Genomic DNA, 18,287 nt, shown 5'->3' with positions numbered 1-18,287 from the left:
CCTGACACCCTTGTGTCAGGAGCTTCGACCCGCTTAGCGTCCGTTGCCATTGCACTCTTTCCATTTTGGCGGACTCTGCCCATATTTGGGGCATGGCCAAACTTCCCGAGAAAAAGACACCGTCTCCGGCGGGTGACAACAGCGCTTCGCCGCCCAAGCGGCGCAGCCCGTTGACCGATTTCCTCGATGCCTCGGAGCCTCTGCACAGAGCCGGCTTTGCCGAAGCGCCGCAGGCCGACTTCACCGGCACGCCGCTGACCGGCTCGATTGCCGACTGGGCCGAGCAGATCGAGCAGGAGGCCGAGAAGGAAGGCCGTCTCACCGGTAAGGGCGATGGTAGATCGCCAAAGTCCGCGAAGAAGATCCCGGAGCGGTCCGCTGCGCCCGGCCGCAGTTCGCGCGGGACCTCGATGGGTGGCGCGGCAACGGCGCGCGAACGCACCGCCGCCGGCCTCAACCCGGTCGCCGGTCTCGACATCTCTCTGGAAGACGCCGAGACGATGGCCTCGGGCAGCGTCACCGCGACGGTCGCGGCGCTGTCGGCGCTGATCGAATCCGGCAACCCCTTGCACAAGGACGGCGTGCTGTGGACGCCGCACCGCCCTGCCCGCCCGGAAAAATCCGAAGGCGGCATCGCCATTAAGATGGTGTCGGATTTCGAGCCGGCCGGCGACCAGCCGACCGCCATCAAGGATCTTGTCGAGGGCGTCGACAACAATGACCGCACTCAGGTGCTGCTCGGCGTCACCGGCTCCGGCAAAACCTTCACCATGGCCAAGGTGATCGAGCAGACGCAGCGCCCTGCCTTGATCCTGGCGCCCAACAAAACGCTGGCCGCGCAGCTCTATTCCGAGTTCAAGAAATTCTTCCCCGACAATGCGGTCGAGTATTTCGTCTCCTATTACGACTACTACCAGCCCGAAGCCTACGTCCCGCGTACCGACACCTTCATCGAGAAGGAATCCTCGATTAACGAGCAGATCGACCGGATGCGCCATTCGGCGACCCGCTCGCTGCTCGAGCGCGACGACGTCATCATCGTCGCCTCGGTGTCTTGCATTTACGGTATCGGCTCGGTCGAGACCTATACTGCGATGACCTTCCAGATGCAGATCGGCGACCGGCTCGACCAGCGGGCTCTGCTCGCGGATCTGGTCGCCCAGCAGTACAAGCGCCAGGACATCAATTTCGTGCGCGGCTCGTTCCGCGTGCGCGGCGACACGATCGAAATCTTCCCGGCCCACCTTGAGGACCGCGCCTGGCGCATCTCGATGTTCGGCGACGAGATCGAGGCAATCACCGAATTCGATCCGCTCACCGGCCAGAAGACCGGCGAGCTGAAGAGCGTCAAGATCTACGCCAACTCGCACTACGTGACGCCGCGTCCAACGCTCAACCAGGCGATCAAGTCGATCAAGGAGGAGCTCAAGCACCGGCTGGTCGAGCTCGAGCGCGCCGGCCGCCTGCTGGAGGCACAGCGGCTCGAACAGCGCTGCCGCTTCGATCTTGAGATGCTGGAAGCCACCGGCTCCTGCGCCGGCATCGAGAACTATTCGCGCTATCTCACGGGACGCCAGCCGGGCGATCCGCCGCCGACTTTGTTCGAATATATCCCCGACAATGCGCTGGTCTTCATCGACGAAAGCCACGTCACCGTGCCGCAGATCGGCGGCATGTATCGTGGCGACTTTCGCCGCAAGGCGACACTGGCGGAGTATGGTTTTCGCTTGCCCTCCTGCATGGACAATCGCCCGTTGCGCTTCGAGGAATGGGACGCCATGCGTCCGCTCTCCGTCGCGGTTTCTGCGACACCCGGCGCCTGGGAGATGGAACAGGCCGGCGGCGTGTTCGCCGAGCAGGTCATCCGCCCGACCGGCCTGATCGATCCGCCGGTCGAAGTCCGCCCGGCGAAAAGCCAGGTCGACGATGTCGTCGGCGAAATCCGCGACACCACGGCCGCCGGCTACCGCACGCTGGTCACCGTTTTGACCAAGCGCATGGCCGAAGACCTGACCGAATATTTGCATGAGCAAGGCGTGCGCGTTCGCTACATGCACTCCGACATCGACACGCTGGAGCGCATCGAGATTCTGCGCGATCTCCGCCTCGGCGCTTTCGACGTGCTGGTCGGCATCAACCTGCTGCGCGAAGGCCTCGACATTCCTGAATGCGGTTTCGTCGCCATCCTCGACGCCGACAAGGAGGGCTTCCTGCGCTCCGAGACGTCGCTGATCCAGACCATCGGTCGCGCCGCCCGCAACGTCGACGGCAAGGTCATCCTCTATGCCGACCAGGTCACCGGCTCGATGGAGCGGGCGATGGCCGAGACCAACCGCCGCCGCGAAAAGCAGATGGAATGGAACGCGGCCAACGGCATCACCCCGGAATCGGTGAAGTCGCGCATCTCCGACATTCTGGACTCGGTCTACGAGAAGGACCATGTCCGCGCCGATATCTCGCAGTTCACCGACGGCGCCGGTGCGATGATGGGCAACAATCTCAAGGCTCATCTCGACGCCATGGAAAAGCAGATGCGCGACGCCGCCGCCAATCTCGACTTCGAGAAGGCCGCCCGCATCCGCGACGAGATCAAGCGGCTGCGCGAGATGGAACTGTCCATCTCGGAAGACCCTCTGGCCAAATACGCCGACATGGAAAGCCCGGTCTCCGGCCGCGAGAAGGGCAAGCACAACAAGGGCGTGGCCAAGCACCGTACGGCTGAGGAACAGGAGCGTTTTCGCAAGTTCGACGACGCACGCGCGGCTGAAGAGGCGGCCAGGGCTGCCCGGTCCAACCTCTTCCGCAAGCCGGCGCTCGACGAAATGGGTGCCGACGGCGCCGTGCCGGTGAAGAAACCGCTGTTTGCCAAGCCGTCGATCGACGATATGGGGCCTGGTACCGACATGCCGACACCGTCAGGCGCGGTGTCGCGCTCGTTGTTCAAGAAACAGTCGGCGCAGGAAGCGCACGGCTCCGACTTCGGCATTCCGGGTGATGCCACCAAGCCGCTGTTCAAGAAAAACTCGCTGGACGAGATGACCGTGCGGCGGACCGAAAAGCCGGTCGAAGGAAAAGTGCCGGCCAAGCCAAACCCAATCTCCCCCCAGCTGGGGGAGATGTCCGGCAGGACAGAGGGGGGCGCGAAGGATCGCGACGATTCCCCCAAGCCAATCATTCGCCAGCGTGCTGGCATCGGCTCCTACGAGGACCCAGGCGATGCGCGTCGTGATAAGCGGCGGCCGGGGAAGACGGGACGGCCGGGGAAATAGCACCTCTTTCCTTCTCCCCTTGTGGGAGAAGGGAAGAGCGCTCCACCACCGCCGCATCCGTCGCCCACTTGCCTCCACCCCCGCCTTTGGTGTAATCGCTCCACACACTCAAAGTTTTGTCTTGGAAGGAGGGCTGCGTGTCTATCGATCACCATCGTCAGCGTGGCCCGATTTCTGCCCTGCGAGTTCGCTTGCAGGGCTGACCAGGGACATCACGGGTTTTTTCCCGTTTCGATTTTTTGGTCTGCCCTTCGTGGTGCGCAAAGCTGAGCCTGACGGCCGGCAAGCACACCGTCAAAGTGCATCCGGAGTTGTCTCCGGCAAGACCAGAGAAATCGCAATGGCCCTGATCAGCCTCAAATCCCTCGGCGTCACCATGAGTGCGCCGCTGTTTTCCAATCTCGACCTCACCATGGGCGCCGGCGACCGGCTCGGCATCGTCGCCGCCAATGGCCGCGGCAAGTCGACCTTGCTTAAATGCCTGACCGGCGCGCTGGAGCCGACCTCGGGCGACATTTCTCGCACGCGCGGCCTGCGTGTCGGCCATGTCGAGCAGTCGGTTCCGCCAGCCCTTCTCAGCCGCAGCTTCCATCAGGTGGTGGCCGATGCCTTGCCGGCCGAGCAGGCCGACAGCGAGATGTGGCGCGTCGACGTGGTGCTGGATTCGCTCGACGTGCCCGAGCCGATGCGCGAACGGCCGATGCAGGCGCTGAGCGGCGGATGGCAGCGGCTGGCGCTGATCGCCCGCGTCTGGGTCACCGATCCGGATGTGCTTTTGCTCGACGAGCCGACCAATCATCTCGACCTCGCTAAGATCAGCCAGCTGGAAAGCTGGCTGAACGCCCTGCCGCGCGAAGTGCCGGTGGTCATCGCCAGTCACGACCGCGCCTTTCTCGACGCCGTCACCAACCGCACGCTGTTCTTGCGCCCGGAGGACTCGCCGGTGTTTGCACTGCCCTATTCCAGGGCGCGGCAGGCCCTGGACGAATTGGACGCCTCGACGGCGCGCCGGTTCGAGCGCGACATGAAGGTGGCGCAGCAACTGCGCAAGCAGGCCGCCAAGCTCAACAACATCGGCATCAATTCCGGCAGCGACCTTTTGACGGTGAAGACCAAGCAACTCAGGGAACGGGCGGAGAAGCTGGAAGACGCCGCGGTATCGGCGCATCGCGAGAAATCGGCCGGCGCGATCCGGCTGGCCAACCGCGGCACCCATGCCAAGGTGCTGATTACGCTGGATGACGCCGCAGTGGAAACGCCGGACGGCACGCTGCTGTTCAAGACCGGCAAGCGCCACATCTGCCAGGGCGACCGCATCGTGCTGCTCGGCCGCAACGGCGTCGGCAAGTCGCGTTTCGTCGATCTGATCCGCAACGCCATCGCCGAGCCGGACACGGTGCCGAACGTCAAGGTGACGCCGTCGACGGTGCTTGGCTACAGCGACCAGGCGCTGGCCGGCATCAGTGGCGACGACACGCCGCTGGCCCTGGTCTCGCACCGCTACGATGTCGGCGAGCAACGCGCCCGCTCGCTGCTTGCCGGCGCCGGCGTTGTCATTGAGATGCAGGAGAAGAAGATCGGCGTGCTGTCCGGCGGCCAGAAGGCGCGGCTGATGATGCTGGCGCTGAGACTCGCCAACCCCAACTTCTACCTGCTCGACGAGCCGACCAACCATCTCGACATCGACGGCCAGGAAGCGCTGGAGGAGGAACTGCTCAAGCACCAGGCGAGCTGTGTGCTCGCCTCGCACGACCGTTCCTTCATCCGCGCCATCGGCAACCGCTTCTGGCTGATCGACAAGCGGAAGCTGACCGAAGTCGAAGACCCCGAGGATTTCTTCCGCTCAGTGGCTGAAACGGCGGGCTGAGGAACTACCACCATGGGCCGCACTGTGTTGCGGCCCATGGTTTCACATCTCCCAGAATATTTTCAGCGCTCTGTCGGATCGCCTGAACCTGCTGCGTCCTTGGGATGCCGACACGATGATGCCGGCTTCATCTGAGGAGAACGCATCATGTCCATCCTGTCATCCATAGGCCGCGTCGCCGCCCGTTACGCACAGAACCGCGCCCGCTATCGCAGCGAGCGCGAGCTTCTGGCCCTGCCGATCGAACTGCGCAAGGATATCGGCTGGCCGGAAATCCTCATCGACGCGCAAAACGGCCCGCGGATCTGCAGGGCGCCCTGACCATGCGGTCGGGAAAGATCGATGCAGGCCGCCGCGGGGCGACCGTTGCTCAGTCATGCGTATCGCCCGACAGCGGCGTCGCCTGCATCGATCGACGCTTTTCGAACGCCTCGAACCAGCGCGTCAGCCGCGCCCGCGCGCGAAAGGACGGCAGCTGGCGGAACGCCATCCAGGACAGCGTGGTGGCAAGCGCTATATGGCCGACATGGAGCGGTGTCTCGTCGTCCAGCGCGCTTTCGATCCAGTCATAGCTGGCCTCGATTTTTTCCCGGTAGCCTTCGGCAAGCGCTGCATAGCGCAACTGTTCGGGCCGCCTTTCCGTCTCCCAGCGCAGGCCTATGCCCGTCTGCGCCAGGCCTTGGGCGACCGCCTGCAACCGCAACGCCTGCCAGCGCGCTTCGCCGTCCTGCGGCAGCAATTTGCGGCCGTCATGCAGCGTATCGAGATAGGCGCAGATGACATCGGAATCGAAGAGCGGCGGCGCATCCGGCCGCAGCAGCACCGGCACCTTGCCGAGCGGGTTTTCGGCGTAGACACTGGCATTGCGCAAGGTCGGGCTGGTCTCGTGATGAATGACCTCGAGCCGGTCGGCAAGCCCGACCTCATGGGCGAAGACGAGCGCTTTGCGCGCAAAGGGCGAATGGGTCTGGTAATAGAGGATCATTGTCGTCTCAGCGGGGTTAAAGGAGCAGTCCCCTTTCTAGCCTGCTGACAGCGAGCATTGCGCTCTGATTGGGCGCCGCCGACGCAAGTTCGTTTCGCCAGAAAATCGCATCAGACATGTAGGATCGCGGCCGGCTCGTTCGTCCTAGGGTTCGCAAGGCCAAACCAAATGCCCAGACCAAACCCAAAGAGGAACAAGACATGACCGACCAGACCCCCATTCAGCCGGCCGCGAAAGTTCTCGGTGGATTGACCCCCTATCTGCAGCTGGACGGCGCCTTCAAGGCCGCCGAATTCTACAAGAAGGCTTTCGGCGCCGAACAGGTGTTCTTCTATCCGCCCGATGAGCAGGGCCGCACGATGCACATCCATCTCCACATCAACGGCTCGACGCTGATGATTTCCGATTTCTACCCCGAAAACGGCATGCCTGCCGTCAAGCCGCAGGGCTATACCATGCAGCTCCATCTCGGCGCCGACGAGATCGATGGCTGGTGGAAGCGCGCGGTCGGTGCCGGCTGCGAAGTCGCAGTGCCGCTGCAGCTGATGTTCTGGGGCGACCAGTGGGGCAACATGCGCGACCCCTTCGGGGTCGAATGGGCGATGAACGCGCCGGCGAAGAAAGACTGACCACCGCTGACAAAGCTCCTCACCGGCTGACGCCGGTAAGGAGCTTTGTGAGATACTCCAAGGAGAACCTCATGTCCTATGTCGATGGTTTCGTGCTCGCCGTGCCGAAGGCAAATATCGATGACTACAAGAAGCTGGCCAACCTCGCAGGCCCGATATGGAAGGAACACGGAGCGCTCGCCTACCTCGAATGTACCGCCGACGACGTGCCCTATGGCGAGTTGACCTCGTTTCCGCGTGCCGTTCAGGCAAAAGACGACGAGATCGTCGTCTTCGCCTGGGCCGTCTATTCGTCCAGGCAAAGCCGCGACGCGGTAATGGCCAAGGTTATGGCCGATCCGCGTTTGACGCCCGATTCGGGGCCCATGCCCTTCGATATGAAGCGCATGATCTTCGGCGGCTTCCAGCCCTTCATCGAGCTTTAGCCGCTGCTCAGGCCAGCTTGTCCAGCAGCGGCTTCAACCTGTCGCCATAGCGCTTCCAGAGATCGACCGAGCCCTGATACATCGGCTGGCGCACCTGCGCGGCCGAGGCCGTGCGCACCGGGCGGTCGGTCTCGTGGAACGACAGCGCCTTGTCGTCCCAGGACAGGCCGAGATGCCCGATCAGCGCCCGCGTCTGTCCCTCCTGGTCGGCCACGAAATCCTCGTAACGCACGTCATGGACGACGCCCGGCAGAACATCGTGCCAATGCGCCATGATGTCGGTGTAGATGTTGTGGAAATCGGCGAGCTCGCCCAAATCATAGCCGTAGCGGTGGTTGTCGCCGCGGAAATGCACCTTGTAGATCGAAAGGCAGGTCGCCGCCGCATCGCGCGCGCAATGGATGATCTTGGCTTTCGGCAGCATCATATGGATGAAGCCGATGAGCAGGAAGTTGCCGGGCATCTTGTCGGTGACATGCCTGAAGTTGGGATAGCGCTCATGCAGCATGTCGAGATAGGCTTGGCCCGCCTCCGCAAACTCCGCGTCGGATACATCGACCAGTCCCCAGGGGAAACCTCCCGGCATGGTCAGCGGAAATTGCTTGCCGACCGCGGTTTTCAACATGCTGAGCTCGCCCGCGCCATAGACTTGTGGATGGCTGGCGATGATCTGTTCGACCAGCGTGGTGCCGGAGCGCGGCATGCCGACGACGAAAATCGGCGTGTCGTCGGAGATTGCACTTGGCTTGTGCTTTTCGAAAAAGCCGGCGTTGAACACCGTCTTCATCGCCTCGAATTCGGCCCGCGTCCTGACCGGATCATAATCGATGCCCTTGCGGCGGATCGCATTGCCTTCAGCGAAATAGTCGAAGGCCCTGTTGTAGTCCTTCAAATCGTCATTGGCCTTGCCGAGACCGAAGGACAGCTGCATGCGCGCCAGGCTGTCGGCCGGCGCCTTGGCATGCTGGGCCTCCATGCCGGCGAGTTCGGCGTCGCGCTCCTTCTGGCGCTTGACCTGCGTCAGCATCAGCCAGGCTTTTGCCATGCCTGGCGTGATCGCCAGCGCCTGCCGGAACAGGTCGGCCGCCTCATCGAGCTTGCCTTTTTCCATCAGCCCGACGCCGAGCCCGTGCAACAGGTCGGCATCCCTGGGCCGGATCGTCAGCGCCTCGCGAAAGGTCGCCAGCGCCTCGTCCAGACGACCGGCTTCCTGCAACGTTTCGGCAAGCCCGATGCGGGCGCGGACATGGAAGGGATTGCCCCCGATTGTGCCGCGATAGATGTCCTCCGCAGCCTCGAACTGGCCGAGCTGTTTCAACGCCGAACCCAGATTGTCGCGTGCCGCGAGCTGGTCGGGCTTGAGATCGACCGCGCCGCGGAAGAAATCGGCGGACGCGGCAACGCGGCCGAGATCGCGCATCACCGTGCCGAGATTGTTGAGGAAATCGGGATTCTTCGGCTGCAGACGCACAGACTGCTCGATCAGCTCCAGCCCTTCGGGGCTGCGCCCGGTCTGGTGCAGCAGCAGGCCCAGGAAATGCGCCGCTGCCGGGTGATTGGCCTTGCGCGCCAGCACCTGCCGGTACAGCGTCTCGGCCTCCTGCCGGCGCCCGCCCTGATGCAGCTGCAGCGCCTGCTGCACATATTGGTCGAGGCCCAGCGGCGGCTGTCCGCCAGCTCCAGCACCCGCCGCTCTTCTCTGATCTCTGTTGATGGGAAACCTGCCGTGTTTGTCCGCTTGCCGGACCTAAGGCATGGAAGAGACAGATTCAAGGGTGCCGCCGGATATCCTCTTCGGTCCGGACAAGGTGTTGCTGCGGTTGAACCCAAAGCAGCGCAGCCCGGTCAAATCAACCGGTTGCTTTCGGCGAGCCGGCGCTCCCGCCGCTGCGTGCCGTCGGTGTCGGCAATCTTGCGCCGTGCCGCTTCGTCGCTTCTTATCGTCAGGCGCACTGACATTGCCTTGGGGAAGAGGACGATTGGCTCGATTGTTGCGGTCGGACGATCCGGCGTTTTCATGATTCTCATATATTTTGCCCTTTCGTAAAAAATAATCTTAGGCACTGGAATAATTATTCCGATGCTCTCTAAATAAGAAACTGGTTGATATTGTTCCAGGATAGCAGATTTATTAGAGGTTTATACGAGAAATTTTTATATCGGTCGAGCCGTGGCGGAAATCAGCTTGAATAATCAGCAATTTCGGATTATTGGTCTGAGATCGTTTTTTGGGCCAAGCTTGGCATATAGCGGCGTCGGAGATACTCGACCCGCCAAACTCATTCCAATCGCCGATGGTTGAGTTCCCTGTTGATGCCGGAAAGCATCGACGAACCAGAGCCAAGCCAATGCCGGATCGCACCACCCGTTCCATCGCCCATTTCGCGGCACCCTTCGTGCTTGGCGGGCTGGAAGGGCAACTGCCGGCCGGCGACTATGACATCGATCACGACGAAGAGCTGATCGAGGGCATGTCGCGGCTTGCCTGGCGTCGCGTCGCCACCTTCATCCATTTGCCGGCAAGGGCGGTGAAGAACCCGGCCACCAGCCAGCTTGTCGCCATCGACTACCTCGAACTCGAAACAGCGCTGAGGCGCGACCAGGAGAACGCAGCATGATCCGCTTCCAGCAGAATGCGCGTCCGCGCACCGACACGCCCTCGCACCTCTTCGCCATCGGCCAGACCGTGCGCATGAAGAGCCGCAGCGGGCTCGCCCAGAAGACCGCCGAGCTGTTTCAGATCAAGAGCAGATTGCCGGTCAAGGATGGCTCGCCGCAATATCGCATCCGCAGCGAGCAGGAGACCTATGAGCGGGTCACCACGGAAGACAACCTCGAAGTGGCGGACGCCCCGGCTGTCCCCGACAGCCCGGCCGTCTGACACCGCACCCACCCAGCACGTACGAAGGAGCAGACAGATGGCCAAGGGTCAGCAGCGCAGCAATCGCGAAACTCGCAAGCCCAAGAAAGACAAGGTGGTGGCCAAGGCCGCCTCCCGTTCGGTTCCTCGGTCAAGCAAGCCGAGAGCAGCCTGAAGCCGAAGTCGAAGGGCTGACAAGGCAGGGGCGCGCCTGGCGTACCTGCCAGCAATGGACTGACGATCTCGCGCAAAACTCTGCAACGGAGGCTTGCTTGACGTTCTTCGTCGAGCCGCTCGCGCGACGTCGACGAAGCCACGCTCGACAAGGTATCCTTCTTCCCTTGGAGGTGAGAAGCCGGTCCGCGCAGCAGACGAAAAGCCAATTGTTGGCTTTTCGAGTTTCGAACGCCCTGAGCCTGCGAAGGACCAAGGGTGGTCCGGTCCACCCGCCCGGTCCCCGCTGCTTCGCAGGGTCCCGGCATTCGCCGCCTTTTTTGTCGTGCCAGTGGGACGGTGAATTCGCCTCCGGCGGACTCACCCGACAGGGGAGAAGGAAAAATCAGCAGGGGCCGTCCTCGACGACGCGGTAATCGGCGGCACGGGCCTCGCAGGCGTTGGGAAAGGTGCGCAGCTCGCCATGGCGGCGGGCGCAGACCGGGGCGTATTCGCGCGTGCAGAATGTCGGCTCTTCGCCGCCACCACCGCCACCACCGCCGCCGTCGCGGCAAGGGCCGTCGCGAACGATGCGGTAGCCTTCCCGTTCGGCAAGGCAGGCATTGGCGAAGGTCTGGCGGTCACCGCCGCGCCGCGCGCAGACCGGCTCGTATTGCCTGGTGCAGAATTCCGGTTCCGGCCGTGGCGGGCGCGGACGTGGTCCCGGCCCGTCATCGACGACGACGGTGCAGGCCGCAAGAAGACCCGACAGGAAGAGAATAGTAAAACCCTGGCGCGAGAAGATCGTCGCAAGAAATCTCATGAATATGCCTCCCTCGAGACCCCCGTCCCCGGCGCAAAACGCGCCTGTCGATCCTCGCCATTCCCTTGCCAAATGCAACCCCCGTTTGCGGCGCGGGAGCCATGCGATGCCCGGCCCGCGCATTGGTTTGGCCCTGGACCAGACCGCTGGACCATGCGTGGCCGGGCTCTGGCTGATGAACTCTTAAGAACCCAGGTTTATCGAAGCGCCTTCGTTGGGATGCGTCGATGGACGCGGTCCGCGGCGCTATCTTGCAACGATCACGTTTCCGTGCGATAAATTTTGTGTTCGGGCATTTGCGACCCGGAGAGCGGAACGTTTTGGACGACCTTTCCCCGATACTGTGAATCTCTGACGGCCCCATTTTCGGCGGGGGGTTTTACCATGCGCAAATGCAGGACTGCCGAAGCAACCACCGGGACTTGCCCACGATGCCAGGCGGCGGGCAAACCATAAGACTGACACGGGTGAAGGAGTTTCCCCAATGGCCCAGACCGGCACCGTTAAATTCTTCAACGCGACCAAAGGCTTCGGCTTCATCACGCCCGACGGCGGCGCCAAGGATGTGTTCGTCCACATTTCCGCGATCGAGGCCTCGGGCCTGCGTACCCTCGTCGACGGCCAGAAGGTCACCTTCGACGTTGAACCCGACCGCATGGGCAAGGGTCCGAAGGCGGTCAACCTCCGCGCGGCCTGAACCGGCGGTGCCCGCGCGCCCGTCAGGGCGCTCGAAAAAGCACCTAAAGCGTGTTTGAACCGGCTTTGTCAGCCGTCCAGAGTTTCGAAGGCGCGACATTTCCCGTTGCGCCTTTTTCATGACCGCCGTCGCCGGAGGCAAAGGACGCTTTATCGGTCAATGCCGTGGCTGATCGCCGGAGCAATCGTCTGGCGCGAATTGCCTTCGGTGCCACGATCTATTTGAGCAGCCTTCAGCGTTGCCGCCGTCGCCAAAACTTTCTCTTGCCGATAGCGCTAAAATAAGGGACAAATTTCCCTTCGGGCATTTGCCGGCCCGAAACTGGACTTTATGGGATCAAAGGGAGCTTCCCATGCCGCAGACCGGCACCGTCAAATTCTTCAATCATGCCAAAGGCTTCGGCTTCATTACGCCCGACGACGGGCAGAAGGATGTCTTCGTTCATATTTCGGCCGTGCAGGCTTCGGGTCTTTCCGGTCTGGAGGATGGACAAAAAGTGACATTCGACACCGAGCCGGACAAGCGCGGCAAGGGTCCAAAGGCCGTCAACCTGTCGGTCGGCTAAGCCGGCTCAAGACAGTCCGGACGGAGATTGACGAGGCGGAGCGCCTTGCGTACGCGCTTGGTTTTGCCGCAAGAACTGGATCGTATCAGCCAATTCCGTTCAGCCCCCGTTCAGCCACGGTCTTCTATTAATCGTCCCCTAGGCTGGACCGCATCCCCGAAAACTATCCGGGCCGGCACGAAGGAGACCAAAATGAATCGCATTTTCAAGACCGCCATCCTGGGCGCCGCTCTCGCCGCGACCACCCTCGCCACCTTGCCTGCCGCCAATGCCAAGGACTGGAACCGCTGGCATCATGGCCATGGTCGTCATCATAATGGCGACGCGCTTGCGGCCGGTGTCGTCGGCCTTGCGGCCGGCGCTCTGATCGCCGGTGCGCTGAGCAACCCGCAGCCGCGCTACAGCAGCTATGATGACGATTACGACTACCGCGAAGTGCGGCCGGCGCCGGTGCGCCGTTACTATGCCGAACCGCGGGTCGTCTATGCCGACCGCTATGCCGAGCCGTGGACCCGCGACTGGTACGAATACTGCTCGGACCGCTACCGGAGCTTCAATGCCCGCAGCGGCACGTTCACCGGCAATGACGGTGAGCAGCATTTCTGCGTCGCGAATTGAGCTTCCCTGTCCCACAAAAAGCGCTGACCGCAAGGCCAGCGCTTTTTTTTGGCAGAAAGACATCGCTAAGTCAGGAAGGGATTGGTCCGCCTCTCCTCGCCAAAGCGGCCACCCGGGCCGTGGCCGCAGATGAAGCCGATCTCGTCACCGAGCGGCAAAAGCTTGTTCTTAATCGAGGCGATCAGCGCCGCATGGTCGCCGCCCGGCAGGTCGGTGCGCCCGACCGAGCCGCGAAACAGCACGTCGCCGACATGAGCGAACTTCGCCGCGCGATTGTAGTATACGACATGGCCGGGCGCATGGCCGGGGCAGTGCAGCACCTCGAACATATGTGAGCCGAACGAAACCGTCTCGCCCTCTGCGAGAAACCGGTCGGGGACGCAGTTGCGCACCCCGGTAATGCCGTAGCGCTGGCCCTGGTTCTCGAGATTGTCGAGCAATAGCTTGTCGGCTTCGTGCGGGCCGACGATCTCGATGCCGAGTGCTTCCTTCAGCTCCATGGCGCCACCGGCGTGATCGATGTGGCCATGGGTGATCCAGATCGCAGCGGCGGTGATCGCATTGTCCTTCAGCACCGCCAGCACCTTGTCGATGTCGCCGCCCGGATCGACGACGACGCCATGCTTGTCATCCATGTCGAACAGGATGGTGCAGTTCTGCTGGAAAGGCGTGACCGGCACGATGCCGGCATTGAGCTGACCCATGATTGTCCTTTCGCTGTTCCAGCGTGATGTAGAGGCGTGGGCGAAGGCCGTCCACTGCTGAAAGGCAAACAGTCCGTCCCAAAACAGAAATGGGCGGCCCAACGGCCGCCCATTTGACGAAGCCTGAGTCTCGGGCAATTCCAGGAAAAGTGTAAAGCGGTCTTCCGTCCGGAATTGCGTGAAACAACAAACTAGATCATTCGCCGTGAAACGGCGAATGATCTAGAGGCTTACTTCTTCATCGCGCCCATGACCGCACCGATGATGCCGGTCAGGATGGCGCCGCCGCCGGCGCCGCCGAGCAGGTTTTTGAGGTTCAGCGTATCGCTCAATCCGCCCGCTGCCGTTGCAGCCGCTGCCGGGTCGGCCGTGCCGCCGAGCAGGCTGCCGAGGATCGCCGCCCCGCCAACGCCGCCAACCGCGCCGCCGAGGATTTTGGTCAACTGGCCCATCGCCGCATTCTTCAGCGCAACGCCGACCGCCTGACCACCGACAACACCTGCAATTACCTGTACAACGAGCGCAATGAGCGTATTCGTATCCATGTACCTAGTCCCTCCATAGCTGCCAGCCTCCCGGGCCGACACCATCATGAGACGCTGAATTGTACGAAAGTCAAATGCACAGATGCTGAAATAAAGGGGCCGGCCTCAAAACCGCCCCTGCTTGCGAAAAAAGCTGTGACTTTCGTTATTCTGCGGCTATCGCATGCTTAGGTTGCACCGCAGCAGAATAGTCGTTCATCAAAGTCTTGGCGATCTCGCCGACCTCGAATCGGTACGGACCGATCTCGGAGACCGGCGTCACTTCCGCTGCCGTTCCGGTGAGGAAGCACTGTTCGAAGCCTGCGAGTTCCTCAGGCATGATGGCGCGCTCGACGACTTCAAGGCCGCGGTCCTTGGCGAGGCCGATGACGGTGCGGCGGGTGATGCCGTCGAGGAAGCAATCGGGCTTCGGCGTGTGGATCTTGCCATCCTTGACGAAGAAGATGTTGGCGCCCGTTGCTTCGGCGACCTGGCCGCGCCAGTCGAGCATCATGGCATCGGCATAGCCCTTGGCCTCGGCGGCATGCTTGGACATGGTGCAGATCATGTAGAGGCCGGCGGCTTTCGACTTCGACGGCGCGGTGCGCGGATCGGGCCGGCGCCATTCCGCCAGATCGAGACGGATGCCCTTGAGCTTCTGCGCCGGGTCGAAATAGCTCGGCCATTGCCAGATGGCGATGGCGCAGTTGATGCGGCTGTTCTGCGCCGACACCCCCATCTGTTCGCTGCCGCGCCAGGCGATCGGCCTGACATAGGCGTCCTGGAAACCCTGCTTCTTCAGAAGCGTGGTCGAGGCGTCATTGAGCTCGGCCACGGAATAGGGAATATTGAAGCCGAGCAGGCGCGCCGATTCATGCAGACGCTCGGTGTGCTCGTTGAGCTTGAAGATGGCGCCGCCATAGGCGCGCTCGCCCTCGAAGACGGCGCTGGCATAGTGCAGGCCGTGGGTCAGCACGTGGATCTTGGCATCGGCCCATTTGACGAACTCGCCGTTGATCCAGATGAAGCCGTCCAGTTGGTCGAAGGGAACGGATGCCATGGAAACCTCCCGCGGGCGGCGACCCGCACATCATTAGTGTTGTTCTTGTTGCGCGACAGCCGCGTCGGGCGGCCCTTGAAGCGTAAGCGGAGAATCGAACTCTGGCAAACTCAGGAAGTTCCGGAAAAACCGCACTCCCTTGCCTTTTCGTTCGCATTCAGCCGAAAAGCTTGTCAAAAATTACCATTGCGGGGAAATTACGTCAATAGTACTGACATAATTTCCCTCTATGGACGGAGAAATGATGACGGATCGAAGCCCAGCTGCCGGAAAACCGATCAAGACGCCGATCACCGACGAGGACGGCATCGACTTCGCCATCATCGAACTGTTCTTCTTTGCGTATCGCGATTTCACTTCCGATCCGGACCAGATCCTGGCCGATTACGGCTTTGGCCGCGCCCATCACCGGGTGCTGCATTTCGTCAACCGCCGGCCGGGACTGACGGTCGCTGAACTGCTCGACGTGCTCAAGATCACCAAGCAGAGCCTGGCGCGGGTGCTCAAGCAGTTGATCGACACCGACCATATCGTGCAATTGCAGGGTCCGCGCGACCGCCGCCAGCGGGAGCTCTATCCGACAGCCAAGGGGCGCGCCCTGGCGCTGGCCCTGGCGCGGCCACAGTCACGCCGCATCCGTGCTGCATTGGAAGATTCCGGAGCCAGCGAGCGTCCCTTGATCGAACGATTCCTGGAAGCCATGGTCAATCCGGAACTAAGGGCGCAGATCGACATTGTGCCTGCAAACATGTCAGGGAAAAGCCATGGAGACCATTGAGAGGGTGGACCAGCCGACGGCGCCGGACGATGACGCGCCGCATCTGCTTGTGGTCGACGACGACACCCGCATTCGCAATTTGCTCAAGCAGTATCTGACCGAAAATGGTTTTCGCGTCACAGTCGCCGGAAATGCCGGCGAGGCCAGGCGAAAGCTTGCAGGACTCGACTTCGACCTCCTTGTCCTCGACGTCATGATGCCCGGAGAGACCGGCGTCGACCTCACCAAGGCGCTGCGGGCGGAGAAGAACGTACCGATCCTGATGCTCACCGCGCTATCGGAAACCGACAGCCGCATCACTGGGCTCGAGGCCGGCGCCGACGACTATCTGCCCAAGCCCTTCGACCCGCGCGAACTGATCCTGCGCATCAATAACATTCTGCGCCGCGGCGGCCCGGCGACGACGCCCAAGGTCGAGCAGCTGGTCTTCGGCCCCTACACCTTCCAGATCGCCAGGCGCGAGCTGAAGCGGGGCGGCGAGGCGCTGAAGCTGACCGACCGCGAGCAGGAGATCTTGGCGATCTTTGCCGCGCGGGCCGGCGAAACGATCCCGCGTCACGAGCTTGTCGGCGACGATTCGGAAGTCGGCGAGCGCACCATCGACGTCCAGATCAACCGCCTGCGCCGCAAGATCGAGCGCGATCCGTCCAATCCGGTCTGGCTGCAGACGGTGCGCGGTATTGGGTATCGGCTCAGCGTGGAATAGAATGCCGCTGACGGCCGCCCTTGGCCATAGATGTGTGGCCATCGACCAGCGGCATCGACCAGCGGCCATTGACCCAGCGAAAGGACAAATGGCGACCACGCAACTGGAACGGCCGGAACAGGGCGGCTTTGGCGCGCGCGTATCACGCGCGCTGAAAGCAATGCCGCGTGCCTGGAAGCGGTTCTGGCGGCTGGTTGCGTTCTATATGCCCAAGCGGCTTTATGCCCGCTCGCTGATCATCGTCATCGCGCCGATGATCCTTCTGCAGTCGGTCGTCGCCTTCGACTTCATGGAACGCCACTGGGCAACCGTGACGCAGCGCCTGTCGCAGGCCACCGTGCGCGACATCGCCGCGATCATCGACATGATCGAGACCTATCCGCACGATGGCGACTACGCGAACATCATCCGCATCGCCCAGGACCGCATGCAGTTGAAGGTCGACCTCTTGCCGCCCGACCCGTTGCCGGCGCCTGGACCCAAGCCCTTCTTCTCGATCCTTGACGACGTCCTTTCCACCGAGATCACCCGCCAGATCAACCGCCCGTTCTGGATCGACACGGTCGGCAATTCCAACATCGTCGAGGTCCGCATCCAGCTCGAGGGCAAGGTGCTGCGCGTCTTCGTGCGCCGCAGCCAGGCCTATGCCTCCAACACCCACATCTTCCTGATCTGGATGGTCGGGACGTCACTGGTGCTGCTGACGATTGCCATCCCCTTCCTTCGCAACCAGATCCGGCCGATCCTGTCTCTGGCCGAGGCCGCCGAAAGCTTCGGCAAGGGCCGGCCGATGCCGCGCGATTTCCGCCCACGCGGCGCCGAGGAGGTTCGCCGGGCCGGCTTTGCCTTCATCCAGATGCGCGAGCGCATCGAACGCCAGCTGGAACAGCGCACCGCCATGCTGACCGGCGTCAGCCACGATCTCAGAACCATCCTCACCCGCTTCAAGCTGCAGCTGGCGCTGGCCGGCGGCAAGCCCGAGACCAAGGCCGCGCTCAACCAGGACATCGACGACATGCAGTCGATGCTGGAAGGCTATATCGCTTTTGCCCGCGGCGAAGCGTCGGAAGATGCCGGCCATTTCGATCTCGAGGCCTATTTCCAAAAGCTCGGCGAGGAGGCGTCGCTGCACAAGCGCAAGCTATCGACCGTGCTTGCCGGTGATCCGGACGTGCATGTGCGCCCGCACGCTTTCGCCCGGCTGTTGTCCAATGTCGCCGGCAATGCCTTGCGCTATGCCAAGACGGTGGAGATCAGCGCCGATCACGGCCGCGGCTCACTCGTCGTCACCATCGACGATGACGGTCCGGGCATCCCGCCGGAAAAGCGCGAGGACGTGTTCAAACCGTTCGTGCGGCTCGACGAGGCGCGCAACCTCGACGCCAGCGGCACCGGCCTTGGTCTCTCTATCGCCCGCGATATTGCCCGCAGCCATGGCGGCGACATCATGCTGGAAGACAGCCCGCTCGGCGGCCTGCGGGCGGTGATCAAAGTGCCCGCCTGACCAAAGCATGATCTGGAAGTCGGGCTCGGCCAAAAACCACCTTCATCCGCGCGTCATGAAACCATGGTCAAGAGCGCGCATGAAGCGCGCGACCTCAGTTGATTCGGCTCAGCCGCCTTA

20 protein-coding genes are annotated in these 18,287 nt (G+C 62.5%); 13 read left to right on the top strand and 7 right to left on the bottom strand.

The genetic code is table 11. The features are described from left to right. Positions 1-92 precede the first annotated feature (92 nt). From uvrB to NLY43_RS26690, 3 genes are all read left to right on the top strand, one after another. Positions 93-3,269: an excinuclease ABC subunit UvrB gene (uvrB, locus tag NLY43_RS26700; protein WP_023711160.1), complete on the top strand. Its 3,177-nt coding sequence runs from the start codon at positions 93-95 to the stop codon at positions 3,267-3,269. Positions 3,270-3,609: 340 nt separating this feature from the next. Further along, positions 3,610-5,136, top strand: a complete 1,527-nt coding sequence (locus tag NLY43_RS26695; RefSeq protein WP_023711159.1) for an ABC-F family ATP-binding cassette domain-containing protein — start codon at positions 3,610-3,612, stop codon at positions 5,134-5,136. A 147-nt stretch (positions 5,137-5,283) separates the two neighbouring features. Beyond that, on the top strand, positions 5,284-5,457 hold the full coding sequence (locus NLY43_RS26690) for a hypothetical protein (RefSeq protein ID WP_023672009.1): 174 nt from the start codon (positions 5,284-5,286) through the stop codon (positions 5,455-5,457). Between the two features lie 49 nt (positions 5,458-5,506). Here the strand turns inward: NLY43_RS26690 and NLY43_RS26685 are convergent, their stop codons facing one another. Beyond that, positions 5,507-6,121, bottom strand: a complete 615-nt coding sequence (locus NLY43_RS26685; protein WP_023672010.1) for a glutathione S-transferase family protein — start codon at positions 6,119-6,121, stop codon at positions 5,507-5,509. Positions 6,122-6,321: 200 nt separating this feature from the next. On the opposite strand from NLY43_RS26685, the gene NLY43_RS26680 reads away from it, so the two are divergent. After that, positions 6,322-6,750 carry a VOC family protein gene (locus tag NLY43_RS26680; RefSeq protein WP_023691563.1) on the top strand — a complete coding sequence of 143 codons (429 nt, stop codon included), beginning with the start codon at positions 6,322-6,324 and terminating at the stop codon, positions 6,748-6,750. A 71-nt stretch (positions 6,751-6,821) separates the two neighbouring features. Beyond that, positions 6,822-7,175 (top strand): DUF1428 domain-containing protein, encoded by a 354-nt coding sequence (locus NLY43_RS26675; RefSeq protein WP_023711158.1) that lies wholly within the window; start codon positions 6,822-6,824, stop codon positions 7,173-7,175. Positions 7,176-7,182: 7 nt separating this feature from the next. On the opposite strand, the gene NLY43_RS26670 is transcribed toward NLY43_RS26675, so the two are convergent. After that, the gene (locus NLY43_RS26670; RefSeq protein WP_023711157.1) at positions 7,183-8,817 is read right to left on the bottom strand and encodes a tetratricopeptide repeat-containing sulfotransferase family protein; all 1,635 of its coding nucleotides are present in this window, start codon (positions 8,815-8,817) and stop codon (positions 7,183-7,185) included. Between the two features lie 203 nt (positions 8,818-9,020). Continuing rightward, a complete protein-coding gene (locus tag NLY43_RS26665; protein WP_245263979.1) occupies positions 9,021-9,239 on the bottom strand; it encodes a hypothetical protein in 219 nt (72 codons plus the stop codon). 284 nt (positions 9,240-9,523) lie between these two features. Here NLY43_RS26665 and NLY43_RS26660 point away from each other — a divergent pair, with 284 nt between their 5' ends. Both NLY43_RS26660 and NLY43_RS26655 read left to right on the top strand, forming a co-directional pair. Beyond that, entirely contained in the window at positions 9,524-9,793 is a 270-nt protein-coding gene (locus tag NLY43_RS26660; RefSeq protein WP_023672014.1) for a hypothetical protein, read from the top strand. Then, the gene (locus tag NLY43_RS26655) at positions 9,790-10,056 is read left to right on the top strand and encodes a hypothetical protein (protein ID WP_023711156.1); all 267 of its coding nucleotides are present in this window, start codon (positions 9,790-9,792) and stop codon (positions 10,054-10,056) included. The genes NLY43_RS26660 and NLY43_RS26655 overlap by 4 nt, the downstream gene beginning before the upstream one ends. A gap of 538 nt (positions 10,057-10,594) precedes the next feature. Here the strand turns inward: NLY43_RS26655 and NLY43_RS26650 are convergent. Next, the gene (locus NLY43_RS26650; protein ID WP_023711155.1) at positions 10,595-11,011 is read right to left on the bottom strand and encodes a Kazal-type serine protease inhibitor domain-containing protein; all 417 of its coding nucleotides are present in this window, start codon (positions 11,009-11,011) and stop codon (positions 10,595-10,597) included. A gap of 484 nt (positions 11,012-11,495) precedes the next feature. On the opposite strand from NLY43_RS26650, the gene NLY43_RS26645 reads away from it, so the two are divergent. The 3 genes from NLY43_RS26645 to NLY43_RS26635 all read left to right on the top strand — a co-directional run bounded on the left by NLY43_RS26645 (position 11,496) and on the right by NLY43_RS26635 (position 12,891). Then, entirely contained in the window at positions 11,496-11,708 is a 213-nt protein-coding gene (locus tag NLY43_RS26645) for a cold-shock protein (RefSeq protein ID WP_006202520.1), read from the top strand. Between the two features lie 352 nt (positions 11,709-12,060). Beyond that, on the top strand, positions 12,061-12,273 hold the full coding sequence (locus tag NLY43_RS26640) for a cold-shock protein (RefSeq protein WP_023672019.1): 213 nt from the start codon (positions 12,061-12,063) through the stop codon (positions 12,271-12,273). Positions 12,274-12,465: 192 nt separating this feature from the next. Beyond that, positions 12,466-12,891: a BA14K family protein gene (locus NLY43_RS26635; RefSeq protein ID WP_023672020.1), complete on the top strand. Its 426-nt coding sequence runs from the start codon at positions 12,466-12,468 to the stop codon at positions 12,889-12,891. 65 nt (positions 12,892-12,956) lie between these two features. On the opposite strand, the gene NLY43_RS26630 is transcribed toward NLY43_RS26635, so the two are convergent. From NLY43_RS26630 to NLY43_RS26620, 3 genes are all read right to left on the bottom strand, one after another. After that, positions 12,957-13,595, bottom strand: coding sequence for an MBL fold metallo-hydrolase (locus NLY43_RS26630; RefSeq protein WP_023711154.1), 639 nt, complete (start codon positions 13,593-13,595; stop codon positions 12,957-12,959). Between the two features lie 230 nt (positions 13,596-13,825). Beyond that, entirely contained in the window at positions 13,826-14,140 is a 315-nt protein-coding gene (locus NLY43_RS26625; protein ID WP_023711153.1) for a hypothetical protein, read from the bottom strand. 145 nt (positions 14,141-14,285) lie between these two features. Then, a complete protein-coding gene (locus NLY43_RS26620) occupies positions 14,286-15,179 on the bottom strand; it encodes a branched-chain amino acid aminotransferase (protein ID WP_023691566.1) in 894 nt (297 codons plus the stop codon). 244 nt (positions 15,180-15,423) lie between these two features. Between NLY43_RS26620 and NLY43_RS26615 the strand changes: the two genes are divergently transcribed. The 3 genes from NLY43_RS26615 (at position 15,424) to NLY43_RS26605 (ending at position 18,167) form a co-directional block, all read left to right on the top strand. Beyond that, complete coding sequence (locus NLY43_RS26615; protein ID WP_023683723.1) at positions 15,424-15,957, top strand: MarR family winged helix-turn-helix transcriptional regulator; 534 nt, start codon at positions 15,424-15,426, stop codon at positions 15,955-15,957. Beyond that, positions 15,944-16,663, top strand: coding sequence for a response regulator (locus NLY43_RS26610; RefSeq protein WP_023672025.1), 720 nt, complete (start codon positions 15,944-15,946; stop codon positions 16,661-16,663). Before NLY43_RS26615 ends, NLY43_RS26610 begins: the two co-directional genes overlap by 14 nt. Positions 16,664-16,751: 88 nt before the next feature. Continuing rightward, positions 16,752-18,167 carry an ATP-binding protein gene (locus tag NLY43_RS26605; RefSeq protein ID WP_023672026.1) on the top strand — a complete coding sequence of 472 codons (1,416 nt, stop codon included), beginning with the start codon at positions 16,752-16,754 and terminating at the stop codon, positions 18,165-18,167. Positions 18,168-18,287 lie beyond the last annotated feature (120 nt).

It is taken from the genome of Mesorhizobium sp. C416B (assembly GCF_030323165.1).
Classification (GTDB): Bacteria; Pseudomonadota; Alphaproteobacteria; order Rhizobiales; family Rhizobiaceae; genus Mesorhizobium.
The sequence above is the reverse complement of the archived record's forward strand: the minus strand, read 5'-3'. Positions and strand labels throughout refer to the sequence as shown.